The organism is Zobellia russellii (assembly GCF_018728565.1).
In the GTDB taxonomy this organism is placed as follows: Bacteria; Bacteroidota; Bacteroidia; order Flavobacteriales; family Flavobacteriaceae; genus Zobellia; species Zobellia russellii.
Window position 1 is genome coordinate 231468 of record NZ_JACSOI010000002.1, and the last position, 24194, is coordinate 255661.

At 39.8% G+C, this 24194-nt stretch carries 16 protein-coding genes; 8 read left to right on the forward strand and 8 right to left on the reverse strand.

Annotated elements, in window-relative coordinates:
- The first annotated feature begins 166 nt into the window (after window positions 1-166).
- Window positions 167-913, forward strand: coding sequence for a 23S rRNA (guanosine(2251)-2'-O)-methyltransferase RlmB (gene rlmB, locus H9565_RS06555; protein WP_215438417.1), 747 nt, complete (start codon window positions 167-169; stop codon window positions 911-913).
- 35 nt (window positions 914-948) lie between these two features.
- Here the strand turns inward: rlmB and H9565_RS06560 are convergent, their stop codons facing one another.
- Window positions 949-1692, reverse strand: coding sequence for a rhomboid family intramembrane serine protease (locus tag H9565_RS06560; RefSeq protein WP_215438418.1), 744 nt, complete (start codon window positions 1690-1692; stop codon window positions 949-951).
- Window positions 1693-1837: 145 nt separating this feature from the next.
- On the opposite strand from H9565_RS06560, the gene H9565_RS06565 reads away from it, so the two are divergent.
- On the forward strand, window positions 1838-3115 hold the full coding sequence (locus tag H9565_RS06565) for a replication-associated recombination protein A (protein ID WP_215438419.1): 1278 nt from the start codon (window positions 1838-1840) through the stop codon (window positions 3113-3115).
- Here the strand turns inward: H9565_RS06565 and H9565_RS06570 are convergent.
- The 7 genes from H9565_RS06570 to H9565_RS06600 form a co-directional block, all read right to left on the reverse strand.
- Window positions 3112-3972, reverse strand: a complete 861-nt coding sequence (locus H9565_RS06570) for a hypothetical protein (RefSeq protein ID WP_215438420.1) — start codon at window positions 3970-3972, stop codon at window positions 3112-3114. The genes H9565_RS06565 and H9565_RS06570 overlap by 4 nt on opposite strands.
- A gap of 83 nt (window positions 3973-4055) precedes the next feature.
- Window positions 4056-5486, reverse strand: a complete 1431-nt coding sequence (locus H9565_RS06575) for a DUF5723 family protein (protein WP_215438421.1) — start codon at window positions 5484-5486, stop codon at window positions 4056-4058.
- On the reverse strand, window positions 5483-6028 hold the full coding sequence (locus H9565_RS06580; protein WP_215438422.1) for a hypothetical protein: 546 nt from the start codon (window positions 6026-6028) through the stop codon (window positions 5483-5485). Before H9565_RS06580 ends, H9565_RS06575 begins: the two co-directional genes overlap by 4 nt.
- 55 nt (window positions 6029-6083) lie before the next feature.
- Window positions 6084-6773 (reverse strand): YjjG family noncanonical pyrimidine nucleotidase, encoded by a 690-nt coding sequence (locus tag H9565_RS06585; RefSeq protein ID WP_215438423.1) that lies wholly within the window; start codon window positions 6771-6773, stop codon window positions 6084-6086.
- Entirely contained in the window at window positions 6766-8061 is a 1296-nt protein-coding gene (locus H9565_RS06590) for a polysaccharide deacetylase family protein (RefSeq protein WP_215438424.1), read from the reverse strand. Before H9565_RS06590 ends, H9565_RS06585 begins: the two co-directional genes overlap by 8 nt.
- 76 nt (window positions 8062-8137) lie before the next feature.
- A complete protein-coding gene (radC, locus tag H9565_RS06595) occupies window positions 8138-8836 on the reverse strand; it encodes a RadC family protein (RefSeq protein ID WP_215438425.1) in 699 nt (232 codons plus the stop codon).
- Between the two features lie 109 nt (window positions 8837-8945).
- Complete coding sequence (locus tag H9565_RS06600) at window positions 8946-10304, reverse strand: UDP-N-acetylmuramate--L-alanine ligase (protein ID WP_215438426.1); 1359 nt, start codon at window positions 10302-10304, stop codon at window positions 8946-8948.
- 275 nt (window positions 10305-10579) lie between these two features.
- Here H9565_RS06600 and H9565_RS06605 point away from each other — a divergent pair, with 275 nt between their 5' ends.
- From H9565_RS06605 to H9565_RS06630, 6 genes are all read left to right on the forward strand, one after another.
- Window positions 10580-13447, forward strand: a complete 2868-nt coding sequence (locus tag H9565_RS06605; RefSeq protein WP_215438427.1) for a gliding motility-associated C-terminal domain-containing protein — start codon at window positions 10580-10582, stop codon at window positions 13445-13447.
- Window positions 13448-13450: 3 nt separating this feature from the next.
- The gene (locus tag H9565_RS06610) at window positions 13451-14389 is read left to right on the forward strand and encodes a PorP/SprF family type IX secretion system membrane protein (protein ID WP_215438428.1); all 939 of its coding nucleotides are present in this window, start codon (window positions 13451-13453) and stop codon (window positions 14387-14389) included.
- Between the two features lie 2 nt (window positions 14390-14391).
- Window positions 14392-16536 (forward strand): OmpA family protein, encoded by a 2145-nt coding sequence (locus tag H9565_RS06615; protein ID WP_215438429.1) that lies wholly within the window; start codon window positions 14392-14394, stop codon window positions 16534-16536.
- 147 nt (window positions 16537-16683) lie between these two features.
- Entirely contained in the window at window positions 16684-16995 is a 312-nt protein-coding gene (locus tag H9565_RS06620; protein ID WP_215438430.1) for a cupin domain-containing protein, read from the forward strand.
- 35 nt (window positions 16996-17030) lie between these two features.
- Window positions 17031-17816 carry an SDR family oxidoreductase gene (locus tag H9565_RS06625; protein ID WP_215438431.1) on the forward strand — a complete coding sequence of 262 codons (786 nt, stop codon included), beginning with the start codon at window positions 17031-17033 and terminating at the stop codon, window positions 17814-17816.
- Window positions 17817-18136: 320 nt separating this feature from the next.
- Entirely contained in the window at window positions 18137-24190 is a 6054-nt protein-coding gene (locus tag H9565_RS06630; RefSeq protein WP_215438432.1) for an alpha-2-macroglobulin family protein, read from the forward strand.
- The last annotated feature ends 4 nt before the right edge of the window (window positions 24191-24194 follow it).

Below are 24194 nucleotides of genomic sequence, written 5' to 3' on the forward strand. Positions count from 1 at the left end.
TAGCAAAAATTAAATCCTCCTTGCTTCAAGTCAATAACTAAAAAATTCAAATGCTAAATAAGATTAATCCCACCTATTTAATTTTACTATTTATTCGAAAAGTTGTTTTCAGAAAGTAAACGAGTAATAACACTAATCATTTATCGAATATCATATATTTGCACCCATGGACAAAACAACTCAAATTTACGGTATACGTGCGGTCATTGAAGCTATAAATGCTAATGAACCTATAGACAAGGTATTTGTACAAAAAGGTCTCAAAGGTGATCTGTCCCGTGAATTGGAGAGTTTGATTCGAAAAAATGGCATCAACACTTCTTATGTTCCTATTGAAAAGCTCAACCGGTTAACACAAAACAACCACCAAGGTGTTGTCGCCAATATCTCCCCAATTACTTTCTACGAGTTAGAGGAACTTGTTGAGTCTGTCATTGCGGATAAAGAATCCCCCTTATTTCTCTTACTTGACCAACTTTCTGATGTACGTAATTTTGGAGCAATAATCAGAACTGCGGAATGTACCGGTGTAGATGGCATCATTATCCAGAAAAAAGGAGCCGCTCCTGTAACTGCAGATACGATAAAGACTTCTGCCGGTGCCGCTTTTAACGTGCCCATAGCTAAAGTAGACCATATTAAAGACGCCGTGTATTATCTTCAGGCAAGTGGCATTAGTGTGGTAGGTGCCACCGAAAAAACGGATACCTCAATTTACGATATTAACTTTACCGGACCATCGGCTATAATTATGGGGTCTGAAGACAGGGGTATTTCACCGTCCACTTTAAAAGCTGCTAATCATTTGGCCAAACTACCTTTGTTAGGAGAAATTGAGTCCCTAAATGTATCCGTTGCTTGTGCCGTATTCTTATACGAAACGGTTAGACAAAGAACTTCCTCCAGATCATAGGAGCCAAGTAAGACCTAGGTTCAATTTTTACAAATTTATTCCAAAGAGTCGGTTTCTTTGTTTTCTTTATAGTGATAGGTAATTTGTACGGTTTCTTCCGGTTTGATTTCTTCAGGTGGACTCTCTATAAAATTACCGTTTTCATCAAATTGACGTAAAAATGCATCGGCTTCTTCGTCATAATCATCCTCTTCCCAAGCATATTTTTTTATAGGCGGTGTTTCTGTCTTTAGTACAAATGCCAGTAGTAATCCCCCAAGAAATCCCCCCAAATGTCCTTCCCAAGATATTCCGTCTTCCACAGGAAAAATATACCAAAGCATACTCCCGTATATAAAGACTACGATTAGGGATAAGGCAACTAGACGATAATGTTTGGTAAATATCCCTTTAAAAAAAATAAAACTTGCCAAAAGGTATATAACACCACTGGCCCCAATATGATATGACGGTCTTCCTATCCCCCACGTGAATAGTCCCGAAATTAAGATTCCGAAAAACAGTACCCGTAATGCTGTACGTCTATAAAAATAAAATAGTGAAGCGCTTAAGACCACTAAGGGAATAGTATTATTATAAAGGTGCTCCAACGAGCCATGAATAAAAGGGCTAAATAAGATGCCTTTTAAGCCCGAAACTCGTTGCGGGTATACACCATAATCATTTAGGTTGATTTTAAAGCGTAATTCCACCCAAAACACCGTCCAAATAGAAATCACCGCCAATAATGGGGCAATTATTACACTGTTAGTGAATTTAAAATAAATGTTATCGGACATATAGTATAAATTTAGCAATAAGTTGGCCAACTGCTTATGGACTGCTAAATCGTCATTTACGAATGACAGTCTTTCTGTGCTTAAAAAAGTTCGTTTGCCTTTTTATAGAAACCATCTTCTAACATCTTTATTATACTTTTGTATTATGAACGAACCTTTAGCGGAACGCATTCGCCCCAAAAGCTTAGAAGATTATATTAGCCAGAACCATTTGGTAGGTAAAGAAGGCTCCTTAACCAACCAGATCAAGAGAGGCATTATACCTTCCCTTATCCTGTGGGGACCTCCTGGCACAGGAAAAACAACCCTGGCCAATATCATAGCAACGGAAAGCGAGCGTCCTTTCTACGTCCTTAGTGCCATTAACAGCGGGGTTAAGGATATACGCGAGGTCATAGAAAAGGCAAAAAAAAGTGGGGGGCTGTTCACTGCAAAAAATCCTATTTTATTTATAGACGAGATTCATCGTTTCAGCAAATCGCAACAAGATTCGCTCTTGGCAGCGGTTGAAAAAGGTTGGGTTACCTTAATTGGTGCCACTACGGAAAACCCTAGTTTTGAGGTAATTCCGGCATTACTATCTCGTTGTCAGGTTTATATATTGAATGCCTTTGGAAAAGAAGACCTAAACAATCTTCTTAAAAGAGCCATTAAAGAAGACAAATACCTGAAGTCAAAAAAAATAGATTTAAAAGAGACCGAAGCCCTCATGCGATTGTCCGGTGGTGATGGAAGAAAATTACTGAATATTTTTGAGCTAGTTGTAAACTCCGAGCCTGGGGATACTATAGAAGTTACGGATACGCTCGTTATGAGCAAAGTTCAAAAAAATACGGTGTTATATGATAAAACTGGAGAACAACACTATGATATTGTTTCTGCATTTATAAAATCCATCCGCGGAAGCGATCCCAACGGTGCGGTCTATTGGCTCGCAAGAATGATCGAGGGTGGTGAGGATATAAAATTCATTGCCAGGAGACTTCTTATTTCCGCTTCAGAAGACATTGGTCTTGCCAATCCTACCGCATTGGTCATAGCAAACAATGCTTTTCAGGCCGTTACTACAATAGGATATCCGGAAGCTAGTATTATCCTTAGCCAATGCGCAGTATACTTGGCTACTTCCCCAAAAAGCAACGCCAGTTACATGGCAATTAAAAAAGCTCAACAAAAAGTCAGGGAAACCGGAGATCTGTCCGTTCCCCTACCCTTACGCAACGCTCCTACCAAGTTAATGAAAGATTTAGGATATGGTGCCGAATACCAATACGCGCATGATTATGAAAATAACTTTGTAAATGTAGAGTTCCTTCCCGAGGAGTTATCCGGTACCTCTTTCTATCAGCCCGGAAACAATTCCCGAGAAAATGCAATTAAAGATTTTTTAAAAAACAGGTGGAAGGGTAAGTATGACCATTAAAATTTAATCGTCAATTCTTCCGTTTTAAGCGCTCCATCTACATATTGCTCAAAATACCATTTTCCGTTTTGTTGAAAAACAACTCCATTTTTTCCTTCGCCTTCAGCTAAGAAATAATCGGGTAATGAACTTTTAAAGATTTTCAACTGAATTTTAGGAGTACTGTCCACCAACTGAAATCCGTTAGCAATTTCTTGGGCATATAACGTACCCATTGCGGACGCCTCAGCCTTTATAGCAACACTAGGCGCTTGAACCGATTTTTTTACATGGGATGGCTGCGGCCTATTATCTTTATAACTTTGGTTTTCACGAGTTGCCACCTGCTGAACCATTGGTTGCTTATTTTTTGGCTCATAGCTCGTTTTTTCCTCTATTTGCTTTACATCATTTTTCATGTTCACGGTTACAGGTTCGGTCTTATCCGCTTTACCGTTATACTTGTAACTAATAGTGTTGAACGCCTTAAAAGCATTCCTTAAGGCCTCGCCGTAAGCCAATTTATAGTCCTTCTCCTTACTTTTACCTACAGGTGTCGCAAAAACTTCTTGTCCGTTGCAATTTTCCAAGACCACACCGGCCTTGGTTGTAAACATAGATGAATCATCAATAAGGTTTGCGGTTAGCCCTAGGCACCTATTGTTGTTCAGTTCATTGGGCAGCTCGTCTTCATAGACAGTTTGGAACCCTTCTTCGGTAAATAAAAATTTCACCAAAGTACTGGTTTGATACTGATTTACTTTTTTAAAACCATCAAACTTCTTTGGAACAATTATGTACTTGTAGTCATTAAGTTGTTCTTGGGCCATACCAATGAGACTTACCATGAAAAAACAGGTCAGGAATATATGCTTCACAATCTTTATATTTAATATTTGTAAATAGGAAGATGAAAAAAGCGTGCCAAACCTTGAAGTTGATCATTATTGACACTACAATATCATTTCTTGCCCCAAGATATGATATTTAATCCTAACTGAAAAGAAGCATAATTACTATCTGCCAAATTGCGATACGATAACAAATTATCTGCCATGGCATAAATATTTACCCGCCCCGCTTGTACGGAAAGGCCTAGACCTATGTTGGAATATGAAAATTTATCTACGGTATAAGTGGTCTTAACACTCATAAAGTTACCAAACCTTCTTTGGTAAAATCCGGTTAGCGCCATCTGTGGGCCCCTTGGCCTACTTATAACATACAATTGCCCACCAACACTATTAACATATTTGGCCCGTGCACGGTTACTAGAGGCATTTACACCACAGGCACAATTTGCCCGGTTGTCTACATGCTCTCCAAAGTTATAGCGCAAAGAACCATATAGCTTTGTTGGCCTAAAAGCTATGTAACTGTCTATATTGTCTTCAAAAGGGACAAAATCCTCTACATCATCAACAAGGTTTTGCCAAAAATCGGCATTTGGGTCTGCCGCTGCTTCCGGCAAAATTATCTCAATGCCCTCTATAGTTGCTCTTCCGTTTAACGTATAACTTCGGATATCTTTGGAATGATATATAAAACCTAGATCCAAAAGACTTCCCGTAAGGACGGTTTGGTCATTAAGTTGGTAAGTGAAGCCCAAATCTACACCAACCCCAAGATTACCTCCCAGAAATGCCCGTTTTGTAATGGTACTTCCAACAGTTCCATCATCTACAGCATCTTTTAACCCGTTAAGCCCTGAAGTACGTAATTGCATATCCGCCTCTACAGTACTACTGTAGATATTGTTTACGCCCTCTTTAGTTATAAAAGTACCTTTGTTTTTAGTAGAATTGAAATCGAAAATACTTGAGTAAAGTTTACCCCTGACCCCAATGGTAAGTTCATTATCTATTTTTTTGTTCAAGCCAATATGAAACACATTCATTAGCTCTCCTCTTGTCTTCAGATGCCCAAGATCAAAAGGTTGGTTGAGTCTGTCCGCATTTCCTTCAAAAGCCAGTATGGCATAATCTTGAAACCAATACCCTATGGCATCACCTTCAATATACATTCCTGCTGTATAGAAATTATCAGGATTTTTACCTCTAAAACCAAAGTTTAAAAATTCAATTTGAAAAGTACCACTTAGCTCATCTCGGGCATTCATTCCAAAAATGGCACGCTCCCTTATTTTGTCATTTATTCTTCGTCCGTCATCGGCAAAAATATCATTTACTGAAAGACCGCTAGAACCCGCCTGAAGTGATAAGCCTGACAATAACGGAACCCCTGCATACCACTGAAAATCCGTATCTACACCTGGGTTAACCATAGCAGATTGCGGAATCTCAACAAAATCGTACAACAGCTGTTTGTTCTGCCCGAACATAGTAAAGCATGCCCAAAAAAGGACTATAAAAAGTAGTTTAGGGGCTCTCATTCTATTTCTACTCTGAATTTTCCACTAGATTTAAGAATAACCTTGGGATCGGGTTCACTTGAAGTACTAGTAGTATCGCCCAAATTATTGGCCGTTACGCGAATGCTTGAGGTGTTCTTTATAATATCTATACTACGTCCTGCGGTTCCGTAAGCCACATCGCGCTGCAAAGAAGATGGTGTTGGGTCTACAGGAATTATTTCAATATCCAGAACGCTCCCATCCGCATCAAGCAATTCTATAGTAACCTCTAGCTCCTTACTCGTCGTATTTTCAACAATATAGGTTATGGTACCATCTAGTACTCGTTTTGAAAAAACGTCCGAGCTAAAGGCATCAAAATTAAAATTCCGAGAAAAAACATTCCCTCCACTTGCTGCATTAACCAAATCTTCAGGGGCTTCTACATAAAGAATGCTCGCCTCTAAGGTAGGTGTAACCCCTACCTCATCGTACTGGTTAAAATCTTGCTCCTCTATACACGAAAATAGTGTGAGGGAACAAACCGTACAAAGTAAAATGGATTTAAGTAATTTTATCATGGTAATACCTAATACAGGCCTTAGTTGGCGCAATTATGGCGTTACCTATATAACTCTATAAATAGATTTTTATTTCGTGTAAATCCTCAATGATTTCACAAAAATCGTGTTTTGGTTCTTGATGTACATTAAAGTGCAGGGCATGGTAGCCTGCAGCCTGTGCTCCCAAAATATCTGCTTCTAGATTATCTCCGATCATTAAGGAAGTCTCGGGCCTTGTTTTTGCCCTTTCCAAAGCCAGATTAAAAATAATAGGGTCCGGTTTCTTAACACCTGCCATTTCAGAATCAATAATCTGGTTAAAATATGCATGAATGTTAGAGTTTCTTAGTTTTCTTCCTTGAACTTCCTGAAACCCATTGGTGATGATATGAAGTTTATATTTGGGTTTTAAATAATCCAGAATGGAAATGGTATTGGGAAACAAGTGATTAAAGGACGATAAATGCGCAATATACTCTTCCGATAATCTATTGATGGTTTCATCGGAAACCCCATACTTTAAATCATCAAAAACCGATTTTAAACGTTGATACCTTAGCGCTTCCTTAGTTATTCTCCCTTCTCTATAAAGTTTCCAAAAAGCAAAATTAGCCGGAATGTATACTTCTAAAAAATCAGGCAGAGCAACTTCTATATGATTTTCCTTAAAAATTTTATCAAAGGTAAGAGCGGAGTTTTTTTCAAAATCCCAGAGGGTGTGGTCTAAATCAAAAAAAACATCTGTAATTATATCCTTAAACATGGCACTGTTGTAATACGGTTTCGTAAAATTTCTTCCAATCCATTTTTTCTTCACCTCCTAAAAGTTCGTTGGAAAAAACCGAGACAAACTCTCCGTTAACGGCCCTTACTTCATCACAAATAATACGTACTTGATCCAGAATACCGTCATCACTTGTATAATTAGAAAAGGCATAATCATGAAAGGCGAACGAATGAATTCTAATAGGCTGTTGCACCTCTAGATTAATATCATAAAAGTAAAAAGGGGTACACGTACTGGCACGAAAACCAATTTCATGTGTGTAGCCCATGGTGTAATCATCTACGAACTCTGCTTCCACCAAATTTCTATAGGTATGTGGAAGGTCTACCCTATTGTACCGCAAACGCGAAGCATTTATAGGCTTGTTGATTACACCCGTTAATTTTTTCTTCTCCTTTTTTAAAAGGTCTATCTCATTGAACGAGCTGTAAGACGCGGCCAGAGCTACCTTACTATAATCCGCGATGGATTTTATAAGAAATCGAAATTTATTATTATCCGGGGAAACGTTTTTATCAAAAGTAGAATAATCTGCAAACTGAAAAAAGAATATATCCTTTACCCCATATTTTTTATGAAGGCCTACCAAAAATGAAAAATTATCATAGGGATCCTCATGGGCATTGAACCACACTCTTACACGCTGTGCTACTCTTTTGAATTTTAAAGAACCTAGATCATAGAAAAACCCGGCAATACTCCGCACAACACCCCTATAAGCGAAACAATGTGACGTTGTAACATCTATGGCCGAAACGTAACGGTATTTCTTGGGCTTGTATTCTAAATCGGGAAACTTAAGCTTCAGTTCTTCCAGCAATCGGTACGCCCAAATATCAACTACGGGAGACCTTAAAAATTTGTGTTTGTAGGCCAAGCTATCCTTAACAGGAAACCTCTCGTGTATATCCTTTACATGAGGTAAATACTCTTCATACCTACTCAACAAATAAAAACTGGCAGAAAATATATCAAAAGGCAGATTACTACGCTCCCCTGCTTTAAAAAAGCACGGAACACCATCCCAATCGCTAACGGATATCTGAAGATCGTTTATACCTTGCTCAAAAAGAAGGTCATTACTCCTAACAAAAAATTCGTTCTGCAAAGGCTGCTTGGTATACGTAATCTTTGCTCCCGAGTGTTTTATAAAATCCTCTACTTTAGTGGTAAATGAAACTTCAATACCCAATATGCGCGTAAAGACCTGTTTCATGGTGTACCTGAAACGCGACGTAATCTTATGGGTATAAATAAGTAACATAACCTGCTAATGATTCAATTTTTGTTCTCTAATGTGGCATGTACTTTTGAGTGTCCGCTATCATTAGACTACAAATTTACAGAATACCTTCATCAGCAAAACTATAATAATCCTTTTGGGTAATTATCAAATGATCCAAAACTTTTATATCCAATGCCGCAGCGGCCCTTTTTAGTTTCTGCGTTACTTTACGGTCCTCCTCACTTGGCCTTAGCGTTCCGGAAGGATGATTGTGTGACAAGATTAAACCAACGGCACCTTGCTCCAGTGCCTGACGCATTACAATCCGCACGTCAACTAAAGTTCCCGTTAACCCACCTTTACTCAATTGGGCACGGTGCAATACCTTATTGGCATTACTTAGGTAAAGAATCCAAAATTCTTCATGTTGTAGCTCTCCAATCTGTGGTTGCAACAAATCAAAAACATCCTTGCTGCTATTAATCTTACTGATTTTCTGCGCTTCCTCACCACGTCTTCTCCTCCCTACTTCCAAAGCAGCCGCTATGCTTACTGCTTTAGCCTCTCCAACGCCCTTAAAGGCCATGAGTTGTTTGATGGAAAGTTTACCTAATTCGTTAAGGTTATTGTTTACGGAAGCAAGAATCCTTTTTGCTAGTTCAACTGCACTTTCGTTTCTGCTTCCCGAGCCAATGAGAATTGCGATTAATTCGGCATCGGATAATACCGACCTTCCTTTATGGACTAATTTCTCTCGTGGTTTATCATCGTCCGACCAATTTTTAATCGAAAACGAGGTTGGTTTTTCATGCATGATATAAATATAGCAAACTCTTAATTTAAAGAGTTCCATCACCGATGAAATAAGCAAACCACTCGCCAAGAGCACTTTGCTTCCAAACCTTACCCATTGACCCCAAATACTATGCGGGAAACTTTTCTTTTAATTTAACAAGATCTAGTCCTCCGTAATTTCCCGAGCTCATTAATAGTAAAACAGAGTTGTCATAATTCTGGTTGAAAACAAAGTCCTTAAAACTTTCCGCATTGGTAAAAATATTAAGATCCTTACGTTCAAATGCTTCTGAAATTTGTTCGGGCGTAACCTCTTTTAATTTTTTGATTGCCACGGACTCCGGCAAGTAGAAAATGACCGCTTCATCTGCGGCATCCAATGCTCCTTTGTACTCTTTCAAAAATTCAGGATTAAAACTGCTGTACGTATGCAATTCCAAACAAGCAATTAATTTGCGGTTAGCGTACTGTTCTTTTACGGCTTTGGTAGTTGCAGCCACTTTACTGGGCGAATGCGCAAAATCTTTATAGGCTACGGAAGTTTTTCCTTCTGCAATTTTTTCCAAACGTTTGGATGCTCCGGAGAACGTTGCAATAGCTTCATAGAAATCGTCTTCATCTACTCCCATGTTTTGGCATATCCACTTAGCACCGGCCAAATTGCTCAGATTATGCTTCCCAAAAACTTCAATAGGCATGGGTCCTTCTGGGGTTTCCAAAAGAGTGGTACCATCTTCAATGCTATACTCCGGGGTGGTGTACGGTAATTTTCTAATGGCATTTTCCGATGCTTCAACCACCTTTTTAACTTCTATATCCTCTTCATTATAAGTAATACTACCTCCTTTAACTATGCTGTCCACAAAAATCTGGAACTGCTCCACATAATTATCAAACGTTGGAAAAACATTAATATGATCCCAAGCTATCCCACTCAATAAGGCAATATTAGGTTTATACAGGTGAAATTTTGGTCTTCTATCTATAGGCGAAGAAAGATATTCGTCTCCTTCCAAAATCATGAAATCGTTATCATCCGTTAAATGCACCATGCGCTCAAAACCTTCCAACTGTGCACCCACCATAAAATCCACCTCCCTATCGTGATAGTTCAGCACGTGAAGAATCATGGAAGTTATCGTAGTTTTTCCGTGGCTTCCACCAATTACTACTCGCGTTTTATCTTTGGCATGTTCATACAGAAACTCTGGGTACGAATATATTTTCAAACCCAACTCTTGAGCCTTTAACAATTCAGGATTATCTTCCTTTGCGTGCATTCCAAGAATTACAGCATCTAAGTTTTCAATTATTTTTTCAGGATACCAGCCAAAACTTTCAGGAAGGAGTCCTTGTGCCTCCAATCGAGATTTGGAAGGTTCAAAAATTACATCGTCACTTCCTGTTACGACATCTCCTTTGTGTGCTAAGGCCAAAGCTAAATTGTGCATGGCACTACCACCAATTGCAATAAAATGAATCTGCATAAACGCTGTATTTATGGCAAATATAGGCATTGATTTGCCGAAAAAAAACATCTAAACCTGCTACAATTAATAGATTAAAAAATCCGATGAAGATTCAAAAACACCGACAAAATGCACACTTTTCACTAATCCTTTCTACGTATTTAGTAAGATTCACCCTTCAAATAAGAGCTTTGACAACATTTATTCCCAAAGGGCTCATCGTCAAACTACATTTGTTTTGGAGCAATATGTATTCTGCCCCCTAACAATACAAAATGACCAACCAGACTTACATGAGAACCATTCTGCAATTGGCTCTGTCCTTTTGCTTGTTTCTCTTTTCCGTAAATGCTACGGCACAATGTGCAGGTACAGACAATACTGTAACCGTATGTACAAAAGATGCCGATGAGGCCAATAAGACGTTTGACCTATTTGCAAAACTAGGTGGAGCCCCAACTCTTGGAGGCGCGTGGTCTACCAATGACCCGGCCAACTATTACGCCCTTGATCGGAACACGGGCGTTGTTAATCTTTGGGAAGTAAAAAACTCAGGGTTTCATGAATTTACCTACACCAATGACTGTAGCGGCACTACCGAGACCGCAATAATAACCATAATTCTGGGAGGATATCCCGGTGAAGACAATATAGATGGTTCCGCAGATGCCTGTGGCGATGATCCAAGAGTTAACCTCCATAGTTTTATAGGAGACGAAACAGAAGGCAAATTTCAAGATTTTAATGGTACTTGGGATGCGGTTACACCGGCTGCCGCACCACATTTATCAACAAACTTTTTTGATGCGGAATCCGCTGGAACGGGAATTTATGAATTTACACACACCGTGCCTGCCGTAGGTTCTTGCCCCAGTAGACAAGTAACCTTACTACTTGAAGTACAGAGACCTGCCAATTCCGGAATTGGCTCCAATTTAGTTGTATGTGCTACAGATGACTTATCTACTTATACCAATTTTGATCTTAACAGTCTATTGGAAGACGAAGACATAAACGGTACTTGGTCCGAAGGTGCCAATACCGATCAACTAGAGGATCTTACCGATCGATTTATAGACATACAGGCCATCCGTGATCGGCATATGTATGGCTCATTTACATTTCGCTATACGGTTTATCCTTCTCATGCCGTTTGTGACATTCATACCACAGATGTAGAAATAATAATCCTGCCCGTTTTACAAGGCACTATGGAATCGCCAAATTACTGCTCGGGCGCTCTAAAATATAGAATAGACATCACAGATTACAACGATATATTAATCGCCGATGGCACTTATAACATTTCCTATTTACTGACTTCTGCCAGCGGAACAGAAACAGGTGGGGACCAACTGGTACTTAACCCCGATAGAACCGGTTTCTTTGAGATTGATGCGAACCTCATCACTTTAAATGAGAATACAACTTTAACCATTACCTCATTAGGAGAAAGTGTTTGCCCTACTATTGAAGCAGACCCTATTTCCTTAGTAATCAGCGACCCCAACGTATCTGTAACGGATACCTGTGAAAATGAAGACTTATCGGTTTCTTTGAGTTCAATTTTTGACCCTTCGTTCTCACCTGCCAACGGAACTTATGATGTTAGCTACACAATTACCGCTCCCGGTGGAACAGAAACCGTACACATCGCAAATGACGTGACTTTTAATTCAGGCAATGCCAACTTAGTGATACCTGCCGCTCAAATTACAGAAGCTGGCGAGCATAGTTTTAATTTTGAAGTAGACAATGGTTTTCCTTTAGATTGTGAAATTACGAGCACCTCCACAATTACAGCCACTCCAGAAGCCATAGATTTAAATCTTGCAGTAGACAATTCTTGCAACGCTACCAGTATTGATGTGCTTGTTAACGCACCTACTTTAGACGATGGGGCCTACATAGTTACTTACGAAGTAGTCTCCCAAGAAACCAATACTGTTTTAATTGATAACACCATCAATTTTACTGGAGGAACGGCAGATTATCAAATTGATGTAGCTACACTTTCTCAAGGAAACTATACGGTTACCGTAAAAAGCACTCAAAATGACACCACACCTTGTAGAACGATATTCGATTTTGAGGTGAATGAAAATTTTGCCATTGAAGGCATCCCCGCTTTACCGGAAGCCGAAGCCGTACAAACCATCTGTCTTGCCGCTTTCCCATCATCCGTACCTACATTGCAGGATATTGAGGTAACTGCGAACGGCCAGATTATGTTTTACGAAACGGCTACGGATATGGATATTCTTCCGTTGGAAACCGAACTTGTAGATGGCGAGGATTATTTTATCTCCAATATAGACCCCAACAATAATTGCGAAGGTTCGGACAGGGTTCAGGTTACGGTCATTCTTTCCGATCCCGAAATGCCCATGTTATTTGTTGGAAATCCCGCTTTTTGCGGATCAGAAAGCCCAACGGTAGATAATTTAAATATGAGCGTTGCCAGCAGCAATTCCATTGTTTGGTATGAAACTGAAACTGGTGGTACGGTCCTGGATAATACCACCGCCCTTGTTGACGCAAAAAGTTATTATGCTGCTACTGAAGTAGACGGTAAATGTCAAAGCTCTATCCGCACAGAAGTTATCCCTACCATTTATGAACTTGAGCCGGCCACATTGGCATTTTCCACCTTGGCCCTTTGCGGGTTGGACAATCCTACAATAGCAGACTTACGGGATGCTGAGAGCAGTTCTTCTTATGTTGTGCTTTGGTACGATACTCCGGAAAATGGAATTCCTCTGGAAGAAGATGTGCTATTGGTCTCCGAAACCACCTATTATGCGGAAAGCTTTAACCCGGACACCGGCTGTATGAACCCAGATCGGATGGCCATTACCGTAGACCTTACCAACTGTGAACCTGAAGCCTATGATTTTTTCATTCCTGACGGATTCTCACCCAACGGAGATGGTAGGAACGACTCCTTCTTTGTTCCTAATATAGAGGTCATCTTTCCAGATTTCACCTTGGAAATCCTAAATAGATACGGAACCAGCTTGTTTAAAGGAGACCGCAAAAACCCCGCTTGGTACGGAAACAATGGAAGCAGCACCGCTCCCAATGGCGTGTACTTCTATATCATAAACTTTAACAAAGAAGGTCATAACCCAGTACAAGGCAGATTGTACCTCAACCGCTAGACCATGAAAGAAATAAAACGTTATTTTATTTTCCTGATGTTGGTATGTGCTGCGACCCATGGACAACAAGATCCCCAGTACACACAGTACATGTACAATATGAGCGTCGTTAATCCGGCCTACACGACCAATGAGCTGGGCATGCTCAATTTTGGGTCATTATACCGCTCCCAATGGAAAAATGCGGTTGGAAGCCCTACAACGCTCACTTTTTTTGCACATGCACCCATGAGCGATAAAATTGAAATGGGAATCTCTTTTATTACCGATAATATTGGTGATGGCGCTTTAAAGGAAAATAATATCTATGCGGACTTTGCCTATATTCTAAAGTTAGATGACAAGAGCAATATTTCATTAGGCCTTAAAGGAGGCTTTACCACTTTTGAGACCAACTTTAACGGTTTTAGACTTCCTGAATTTCAAGATGACCCTGCTTTCAACGAAAACTTGAACAGTACTTTTCCCAATATTGGTGTGGGTGCCTTTTACCATAGGCAGAATTTTTATGCCGGTGTTTCCGCACCAAACCTTTTAACCACAAAACATCTAGAAAATAAAGATGGCATTAACCGTATTGGTTCGGAGAAAATTCACCTTTTTCTCACATCGGGTTATGTGTATGAATTGAGTCCGGATATAAAATTGAAACCTTCGGCACTTGCCAAAATGGTACAGGGTGCCCCTTTAACCGTAGATCTCTCGCTTAATGCCCTTTTCTTAAATCGGTTTGAAGGCGGACTATCCTATCGTCTGGAAGATTCGGTTAGTGCCATGTTCAATATAGCGGCAACACCGGCGTTGCGCATAGGTTATGCTTATGATTATACATTATCCAACCTAAGTACCTACAGTTCCGGTTCACATGAAATTTTTGTTCTCTTTAATCTCGATTTACTGGGCCTCGGCAAAGGATACGACAAATCCCCTAGATTCTACTAAACATGAAAAAGATACTCTTCATATGGTTTATTGTAGGTCTAACCTTACCGACCTATGGCCAACAGGAACTAAAGCGTGCAGATACTTACTTTGAACGGGCGTATTACAGTGATGCTATTCCGTTATACGAGCAATTATTGCCTCGAAACAAGAGCTCAAAACTTATAAAAAACCTAGCCGACAGTTATTACCATACTTTTGATATGAAAGCTGCCGCCCGTTGGTACGGATATCTCATTTCCAACTACGGAACCAACATAGATGAAAGCTATCATTTTAAATTGAACCAGTCCTTAAAGTCGATTGGTGAGTACGAAAAAGCTAAAAAAGTCCTCATTGATTTTTATATCGAGCAAGGGCAAAACGATAAGACCATTCAAATTGAAAACAACTACACCTATATTGAAAACGTAGCTGCCATAGGGGAACGTTTTAATATTGAAAATCTCAATATCAATACCTCCACATCAGAATTTGGCGCGGCACGCATAGATTCTAATTTAGTGTACAGCGCTTCCAGAAAGCGGTCTTCCGGACTACCTAAATTGTACCGGTGGAACAATGAAAATTATCTGGACCTTTACACCCACCCGATTACAGAGATTAGCGCGGGAGATAGCTTAAGTACTCCACTAAGCACTGTTATCAACTCCAAGATGCACGAGGGTACTTTTGCCATTACCAAAGACCGAAAAACCATTTATTTTACCCGAAACAGTAAAAAGAAAACGGAAGAAGATAAAATCAGTAACCTAAAAATCTATCGTGCGGAATTTGTAAATGGCGAATGGAAAAACATCATCACGCTCCCTTTTAACAGTGATGATTTTTCTACGGAACACCCCGCGTTAAGTCCGGATGAAACCAAGCTTTATTTTTCATCTGACCGTGAAGGTGGTTTCGGGTCTTTTGACCTCTATTCGGTAACCATTCAAAAAGACGGATTCTTTGGTACTCCGGTAAACTTGGGAAAGACCATCAACACGGATAAAAAAGAACAATTCCCTTTTCTGGACAACCAAGGCAATCTTTATTTTGCCTCAAACGGCCATCCCGGTTTTGGACTTTTAGATATATTTATTTCAAAAGAAAACAACGGAGAATTTGAAAAACCGGACAACCTTGGTCTGCCGATAAACAGCGGTTATGATGATTTTTCATTATCACTGGACCACAACGGCAATACGGGATATTTTTCATCCAATCGTCCTGGTGGAAAAGGTAGTGATGACATCTATTCCTTTGCTGAAACCAAGCCCCTACTTATAGAAGATTGCAAGCAGTTTCTTGCCGGAATCCTAACGGACAAAACCACCCGAATTCCATTGCCCAACGCAACAATAGAACTTTTGGACGCTAACGGCAACCGCCTTGAAATGATAACCACCTCAACCGATGCTTCCTTTAAATTTCAAATTGAATGTAGCCAAGAATATCTTATAAAAGCTAGAAAAGAAGGCTACGAGGATAATTCCAAATCCATTATTTCAGATACGGAAAGAAATGCCATAAAAGACGGTTCCCTAACCTTGTTCTCGGTAGCGGAAAGAGAAGCCCAAAAGGCAAAAGAACTTTTAGCTAAAAAAGAAGAAGCCGAAAAATTGGCCTTAGTCCAAGAAGCCAAAAGAAAAGAGCGGGAAAAAGCAGCGGAAGTTGAGCGCATTCAAAAAGAAAAAGAAGTGGCCCTGCAAGAAAAGGCTACACAAGAGAAAGAAGAAAGAGAGCGTTTAAAAAAAATTGAAACTGCGATAGCTAAAGAGGATGCCATCGTTAAAGAAAATGAGCGCATCATTATCAAAACCGAAGAAATTCACTTTGATTATAGTCTTTGGTACGTAAGACGTGAAGCCAGGGAACGCTTGTCAAAAGTAGTTGCTATAATGAAAAACAACCCTGGAATGGTCATTGAAATCGGCACCCATACTGATATTAGAGGTAACTCCGAATATAACCGAAACCTATCGCAAAAACGTGCCGACTCCGCCAAAGAGTTCATGGTGAAAAACGGTATTGAAGAAAAACGCATCATCGCTAAAGGGTACGGAGAGTCTCAACCCATCGTAAAGTGCGAGACCGAAGAAAGCTGCTCCGAAGAGGACCATGAGTGGAACAGGAGATGCGAATTGGTAGTCGTAAAATGGGAATAGCTGTCATACACTGAACAGACAAAAAAAATAGAATTCACTTAAACGATAATTACCCATCCTAAACTTTGCCCCGAATACCTAAATAGGGTTCGGGGCTTTTCATTTCTGTTGCTATTCTTTTTATCTTCGTTAAAGAAATTTCAGTTTATGAACCTATCTACTATCCCATCAAAAGAAATTATGCCGGGTTACCACGGTAAACTGGTACATTCCGAAAATATGTCCATTGCTTTTTGGACTGTTGAAGAAGGTGCCGTAGTACCCGAACACTCGCACATGAACGAGCAAATTATGCACGTACAAGAAGGCCGTTTCGAGTTTACGCTTGATGGCAATACAAAAATCTATGAAGCCAATGACATTGTAATTATACCTCCCCATAGTCCGCATAGTGGCAAGGCACTTACACCGTGCAAACTTATTGATGTATTTAGTCCGGCAAGAGAAGAATACAAATAGAGAATCAAAGTACAAACACCCATAAATCGTATCATATGAACATCACTTTAAAAGGCAAAAAAGCATTGGTTGGCGGTAGCTCAGGCGGAATAGGAAAAGCAATAGCACAACAATTGGCCGAAAGTGGAGCAAGTGTAACGCTAATGTCCCGCAGTGAAGAAAAGTTACAGAAAATTGTGAGCAACCTACCTACAGATCAAGACCAAGCACATAATTATCTGGTCGTGGACTTTTCAGATTTCCATAGCTATCGTGAAACGATTTACAATTACTTTCAAACGAACAGTGTAGATATTCTAGTCAACAATACGCAAGGTCCTTCGGCCGGTAGTGCCCTAGAAAAACAGACTTCCGATTATCAAGAAGCTTTTGATTTGTTGTTTAAGACCGTTTCGTACACCACAGAATTGGCCCTGGAACACATGAAAACCAATAAGTGGGGAAGAATTATCAATGTAGCTTCGGTTTCCGTAAAAGAACCTTTGTCCTATTTGGCACTGTCAAATACAATCAGGGCAGCTGTTGTAACTTGGGCCAAATCTCTGGCCAATGACGTTGGGCAATATCATATTACCGTAAACAGCATTCTTACGGGTTATTTTGACACGGAGCGTATAGAACAATTAAACGCCAAGAAAGCAGAACAATTAGGTATTTCTGAAGGTGAAGTACTTGCTGACATGGAATCAAGAGTTCCCGTAAAACGCATTGGAGACCCAAAAGAATATGGGTATCTGTCAACCTTTTTGGCATCGGACCATGCGGCTTACATTACAGGCACTCAAATTCCAATAGACGGGGGACTTTTAAAAAGTCTGTAAGCGGATGGTTTATGAAGCTATTATCAATAAAACAATCAGAACAAAGAATAGTACAAATGTAGATTTGAGGGATGAAGCCCAACTATCAATAAAATTATTATCCATCATATAGGTTTTAGTTCATTCAAAAATAGCTTGATGACACAGGCAGGGTGAGCCCTAAAAACATATTATTTATCTCATACGCACCTTAAAATCCCCTCTTGCAGGCTATTTCCCACAAACTTAAAAACCTATTCCCTAACCGGATGGTAGCGTTCACTCATTTATAGTTTTTATTGGCACCGATTTTGCACAGTTTTGTTCCGTAATTTTATACTATGAAAAGATTCTCCCTCATATTCACCGTAATCCTTTTTTCGCAAATGCTAACAGCTCAAAATAACGGAGACTCCTATACATCGCTTTGGGAAGAAGTCCAAAAGCTAGAGCGCGAAGCATTGACCAAATCTGCTTTAAAGTTGGTTGAAACCATTTCGGCAAAAGCTGAGAAAGAAAAAAATTCAGAGCAGATTGTAAAATCATTGTTATTCGTATCCAAGTATGCGATGACCTTGGAAGAAGATGCGCAATTGCATATTATTAATCGATTTAAAGAAGAAATAGACAAAGCGGAGACCCCAACAAAAAACGTTCTAGAAAGCTATTTGGCCAATCTTTACTGGCAATATTTTCAGCAAAACCGCTATCAATTTTATAACAGGACTGCAACCGAAACCAAGGTAGACAGTCTAGATTTCAGGACTTGGGACCTTACCACTTTGTTTCACGAAATAGACATTCATTTTAAGGCATCTTTAGAGAATGAAAAAGAGCTTCAAAAAACCAATATAAAGACAGTCGACGAATTATTAAACCAACAAAAAGACTCGGAGAAATTTCGCCCTACTCTTTACGACCTGCTCGCACATACGGCGCTTCAATTCTATAAAACCAATGAAAACTCCATTACGCGCCCTGCGGATAAATATGAGATAAACGACCCGGAAACCCTATGTGAGGCGTATCAATTTATTCATCATGACCTAACTACGGACGATGATACTTCGTTGCAGGCCAAAGCGCTAAATGTATATCAAGAATTGATTACGTTTCATTTTGATGAACCAGAGCTAGAACCCTTGGTCATGGCAGATATTGAGCGTTTAAACTTTGTATACCAGAACGCCACTTTTACAAATAAAGAAACCTATTACGAAGAAACTTTAAAGAATTCAGCAGAAAGCCTAAAGCATAGCGAGCTTTCCTCACTTTACAATTACGAGCTTGCCAAGCTCTATCAAAACTTGGGACAAACATTCAGTCCTGAAGCTGCCGGAGAAACCCGTTGGAAGCTCAAAGAAGCTCTGTCCCTATGTGATGCCGTTATTGCTCGGTTCCCAGACAGTATGGGAGCGGAAAAATGCAAGTCATTACGTTCGCAGATTGTTGCCCCAAGCATATCTATTATTACCGAACGACAAATTCCAGTAAACAAACCTTCAAAATTACTGGTAAATTATAAGAACTTGACCTCTTTGCAATTAACTGCCTACAGGGTCAACGAGGGGCAAGCAAAGGAACTGAACCGTCTTTATCCGCAGAAAAAACAACTTGCTTTTATAAAAAAATTAAAGGAAGTAAAAAGTTGGAATGCCCCTGTTAAAAATGAAAAAGACTACCAGCAACATGGTATGGAGGTATTCCTTCCTCCTTTGGAAAACGGGCAGTACATTATTCTAGCTTCCCCAGAAACCAAAAACAAAAGCGATTTTGCTTTTAGTGAAATTCAGGTAACGAACATGGCCTTGGTAGAAACCAAGGGTAATCTGGAACAGCGTTATCAAATAATAGACAGAAACTCCGGAGAGCCTATAACCGGTGCCAATTTAACTTTTTCCTATACCAAGAATTATAACAAGCCATACCTTAAACGAACCGAAACTACGGATAGAACAGGGTTCGTTACTATTCCCCTAACCGATGAGAATTGGAACGATGTAACTATTGAAGTTGACCATAACGGTGAGAAAGCCTTTTTTGGAAACTACTATGTAAACGAAAAGCGAAATCAAACAGACCGCAACACTGTTTCTAACCGTATTTTTCTATTTACGGACCGAAGCATCTACAGGCCGGGGCAACCGGTTTACTTTAAAGGTATTCTTATGGAGACTATAGATGGAAAATCTGAAGTACAGCCAGAGGAAAGTGTATCCGTAACCCTGTATGACGTAAACGGCCAAGAAATAACCGAACTTGAGTTTACGACCAATGAATACGGTTCTTTTAACGGAGAATTTATATTGCCTAATTCCGGTTTAACAGGTGAGTTTTCTATTGAAGCAGATGCGCTGTCTGTAAACGCAAATAACACTCAATATTTTTCCGTAGAGGAGTACAAACGCCCAAAATTTGAAACCTCCTTTAAATCTGTAACCGAAACGTATAAAGTAAATGACAGTATTAAGGTAACAGGTGTTGCTACGGCCTACGCCGGAAGTAATATTACTGATGCCAAGGTAAGTTACCGTGTAAAAAGGGCGGTTTATTTCCCTCGTTGGTACTATTGGCGCATGCCGTATTACAATAATTCTCCCCAAGAAATAGCACACGGAGAAACCACAACGGATGCTTCGGGCAATTACAACATTATCTTTAAAGCCATTCCGGACAGCGGTGTGTCAAAAGAAAATCTGCCCACTTTCAATTATGAAATAACGGCAGATGTAACGGACATTAACGGAGAAACCCATAGCACTACTACTTTTGTATCCGTAGGCTATCATTCCGTTATCGCAAATGTATCCGTACCTGAGCAATGGGATAAAGATAAAAATGAGGATAAAATACATATTTCTACCTCTAACCTTAACGGACAGCCCATACCAGCTAAGGGAACATTAAAAATGTACAAATTACAGGCGCCTAAACACTTACTCAGAACCCGTGCATGGCCTGTGCCGGATTATAAAAACTGGACCCAAGAAGAATACCATAATCTGTTTCCGCATGAAGCCTATGATAAAGAAGACAGGGCGATAAACTGGAAAAAAGGCAAACTGGTTTGGCAGGTAAATTTCGACACCGAAAAATCGAAAAAATTCAGCATTAAAAACCTTAAAAAATGGGCGTCGGGCAAATATATAGTTGAACTGGAAACCAAGGATAAATTTGGTCAACTCGTCAAAGAAAAAGCCATAACCGAACTTACGAGTGAAAACGACAAGCAATTACCGGACAACCGTTTGTTCGATATTAAAACGGACAAAGCTGAATATAGCGTTGGAGATAAAGTGGAAGTTACCGTTTACTCCAATTCAGAAGACCTTGTGGTGACCGTATTTGTTGAAAAAGAGCAAAAAATAATTGACATCCGTAAAGTTCACCTGAGTAGAAACTCAAAATCCTTTTCCGTTCCAATAACAGAAGAAGATTTAGGTGGTTTTGCCATCAATTACACGTTTTCAGCCTACAACTCATTTCAATCCGGCACCATGTCCATTTCTGTGCCCTACCCTAATACGAACCTTGAAATTGAAACTTCTACATTTAGGAACAAGCTGCAACCGGGCACGGACGAAACTTGGTCCTTCAAAATAAAAGGACCCGAAGGTGAAAAAATATCGGCAGAACTATTGGCCAGTATGTATGATGCCTCATTAGACACCTTTAGGCCGCATAACTGGAGTTTTAATCCCCTTGCAAAAGGCTATTATTATTCTACAATTTACGCTAACGCACATACCAGTTATGGAACAAATTCCTTTAGAACATATTTGGAGAATAAAGGCTACAACTATACACCACAAGGCTACGACTCTTTTAATTGGTTCGGGTTGCACTTTGGCTATGCAAACCACTACCGCAGTAGTTTAACGCGAAAAATGTCACGTAGCGAGGCCGCACCTTTAGGGATGATGGCCGATGACGGAGCTGCACTGGAAGAAGTTGTTATTACCTCCCCCGAAGCTCCTGAGGAAAGTGAAATGGGTATGAGTAACCCAAGTCCCGAACAAGCAAACCCCAACGAGAAGGATTCAGAAACGGTACAAATCCGGAAAAACCTGCAAGAAACTGCTTTTTTCTTTCCTGAATTGAAAACGGATAAAGACGGCACGGTTTCTTTTAGCTTTACTACACCTGAAGCCCTTACCAAATGGAAACTACAGCTGTTGGCACATACCAAATCTTTACAGAGTGCCGTAAAAACCCTTCAAACCGTTACCCAAAAAGAACTAATGGTCATACCCAATGCACCACGTTTTTTAAGAGAGGGCGATGAAATCAATATTAGCACCAAAATTGCCAATCTAACCGATAAAAAATTATCGGGCGAAGCTAAACTAGTTCTTGTGGATGCCCTATCCGGAAAGGACATTTCCGAACAGTTATTTATTGGCAAGGGTCAAAATACATTTACTGTAGATGGCCTAGGGAACACTCAAGTTTCTTGGCGATTAAAAATACCTGAAAATTTACAGGCCGTTCAATACACGATATTGGCCAAAGCAGAAGGTTTCAGTGATGGGGAACAAAGTGTACTACCCGTATTGACCAACCGCAAGTTGGTTACCGAAACCCTACCGTTATGGATACGGAGCAACCAGAACAAAACTTTTGTCTTGGATAAATTAAAGGACAACACCTCAACTACATTAAAAAACCACAAACTTACCTTAGAGATTACTTCTAACCCTGCGTGGTATGCCGTACAGGCACTCCCCTATCTTATGGAGTACCCTTACGATTGTAACGAACAAACCTTTTCCCGTTATTACGCAAACCGTTTGGCGAGCCATATAGCCAATTCCAACGGAAGAATACGAGCGGTGTTTGACCAATGGGCCAATTCTGATGCTTTATTGAGCAACCTTGAAAAGAACCAAGAACTAAAATCACTTTTAATTCAAGAAACCCCTTGGTTACGCGATGCTCAATCCGAAACGGAACAGAAAAAGCGAATTGCGTTGTTGTTCGACCTTAATAAAATGAAGAACGAGGAAATCCGTGCTCTTGATAAATTAAAGAACAATCAGAAATACTCTGGAGCCTGGGCTTGGTTCAATGGTGGGCCGGAAAACCGATACATTACGCAACATATTGTAACGGGCATAGGTCATTTAAAACAGTTGAACGCGTTGCCAGCTTCGTCTGAAAATCAATCTTCCTTAAAAGAGCTAACAGAAAAGGCGATTGCCTATTTAGATACCGAGTTTATTGAAGAATACGAACAAATGAAAAAGTTCAGTTCTAACTTGAACAATGACCACCTGAGTCAAATGCAGATTCATTATCTATATATGAGAAGCTTCTTTGAGGATGTAAAAACTTCAAAGAAAATCGATAAAATTACCGAATACTACTTAGGCCAAGCAAAAAAATACTGGACCAAGAAAGGCTTGTATGCAAAAGGCATGTTGGCCTTAACCTTGCATAGAGCTAAAGAAGTAGCCACTTCAAAAAAGATTTTAAAGTCTTTAAGAGAGAATAGCATTGTTTCAGAAGAGTTGGGCATGTACTGGAAAGAAAATACAGCATCATGGTATTGGTATCAAGCCCCGATTGAGACACAGGCGCTTTTAATAGAAGCTTTTGGTGAAATAGAAAATGACACAAAGACTATAGACAACCTAAAAGTATGGCTCCTAAAGCACAAACAAACCAACCAATGGTCCACTACCAAGTCTACTGCCGAAGCAGTTTATGCCCTATTGTTAAAAGGTAGCGATTGGCTTTCGGTTTCCGATGCTGTTAACGTTACCTTAGGAGGCCAAACCATTGCTCCGGAAAAATTAGAAAACACCCAAGTTGAAGCCGGAACAGGATATTTCAAAACCTCATGGAACACCAATGAAATAGAACCAAAAATGGCAGAAGTACATCTAGAGAAAAAAGGAAATGGCATTGCGTGGGGAGCTTTGTATTGGCAGTATTTTGAGGATTTGGATAAAATTACATCTGCAAAAACGCCCTTACAACTTAAGAAAAAACTGTTCTTAAAAAAGAATACGGACACCGGTGAAAAAATTTCAGAAATTACTGAAACCACAAACTTAAAAGTGGGCGATTTAGTCCGTGTACGAATAGAACTGCGTTCTGATCGCGATATGGAATTCATTCACATGAAAGATATGAGAGCAGCGGGTTTTGAGCCGGTAAACGTAATTTCTAGCTACAAATGGCAAGATGGTCTAGGCTATTACGAGAGCACAAAAGACGCTAGCACTAATTTCTTTTTTGACTATCTACCCAAAGGAGCTTATGTCTTTGAGTATGATGTTCGTGTAAACAATGCCGGTAACTTCAGTAATGGTATAACCACTATCCAAAGCATGTATGCCCCGGAGTTTTCCAGTCACTCAGAAGCTGTTCGTGTGGAGGTTGGGGATTAAAACT

Excerpts from the sequence above, each read along its gene's own strand:
- rlmB (WP_215438417.1), top strand. The coding sequence starts at position 167 with ATGGACAAAACAACTCAAATTTACGGTATACGTGCGGTCATTGAAGCT.
- H9565_RS06560 (WP_215438418.1), bottom strand. The coding sequence starts at position 1,692 with ATGTCCGATAACATTTATTTTAAATTCACTAACAGTGTAATAATTGCC.
- H9565_RS06565 (WP_215438419.1), top strand. The coding sequence starts at position 1,838 with ATGAACGAACCTTTAGCGGAACGCATTCGCCCCAAAAGCTTAGAAGAT.
- H9565_RS06575 (WP_215438421.1), bottom strand. The coding sequence starts at position 5,486 with ATGAGAGCCCCTAAACTACTTTTTATAGTCCTTTTTTGGGCATGCTTT.
- H9565_RS06580 (WP_215438422.1), bottom strand. The coding sequence starts at position 6,028 with ATGATAAAATTACTTAAATCCATTTTACTTTGTACGGTTTGTTCCCTC.
- H9565_RS06585 (WP_215438423.1), bottom strand. The coding sequence starts at position 6,773 with ATGTTTAAGGATATAATTACAGATGTTTTTTTTGATTTAGACCACACC.
- H9565_RS06590 (WP_215438424.1), bottom strand. The coding sequence starts at position 8,061 with ATGTTACTTATTTATACCCATAAGATTACGTCGCGTTTCAGGTACACC.
- radC (WP_215438425.1), bottom strand. The coding sequence starts at position 8,836 with ATGCATGAAAAACCAACCTCGTTTTCGATTAAAAATTGGTCGGACGAT.
- H9565_RS06600 (WP_215438426.1), bottom strand. The coding sequence starts at position 10,304 with ATGCAGATTCATTTTATTGCAATTGGTGGTAGTGCCATGCACAATTTA.
- H9565_RS06605 (WP_215438427.1), top strand. The coding sequence starts at position 10,580 with ATGAGAACCATTCTGCAATTGGCTCTGTCCTTTTGCTTGTTTCTCTTT.
- H9565_RS06610 (WP_215438428.1), top strand. The coding sequence starts at position 13,451 with ATGAAAGAAATAAAACGTTATTTTATTTTCCTGATGTTGGTATGTGCT.
- H9565_RS06615 (WP_215438429.1), top strand. The coding sequence starts at position 14,392 with ATGAAAAAGATACTCTTCATATGGTTTATTGTAGGTCTAACCTTACCG.
- H9565_RS06620 (WP_215438430.1), top strand. The coding sequence starts at position 16,684 with ATGAACCTATCTACTATCCCATCAAAAGAAATTATGCCGGGTTACCAC.
- H9565_RS06625 (WP_215438431.1), top strand. The coding sequence starts at position 17,031 with ATGAACATCACTTTAAAAGGCAAAAAAGCATTGGTTGGCGGTAGCTCA.
- H9565_RS06630 (WP_215438432.1), top strand. The coding sequence starts at position 18,137 with ATGAAAAGATTCTCCCTCATATTCACCGTAATCCTTTTTTCGCAAATG.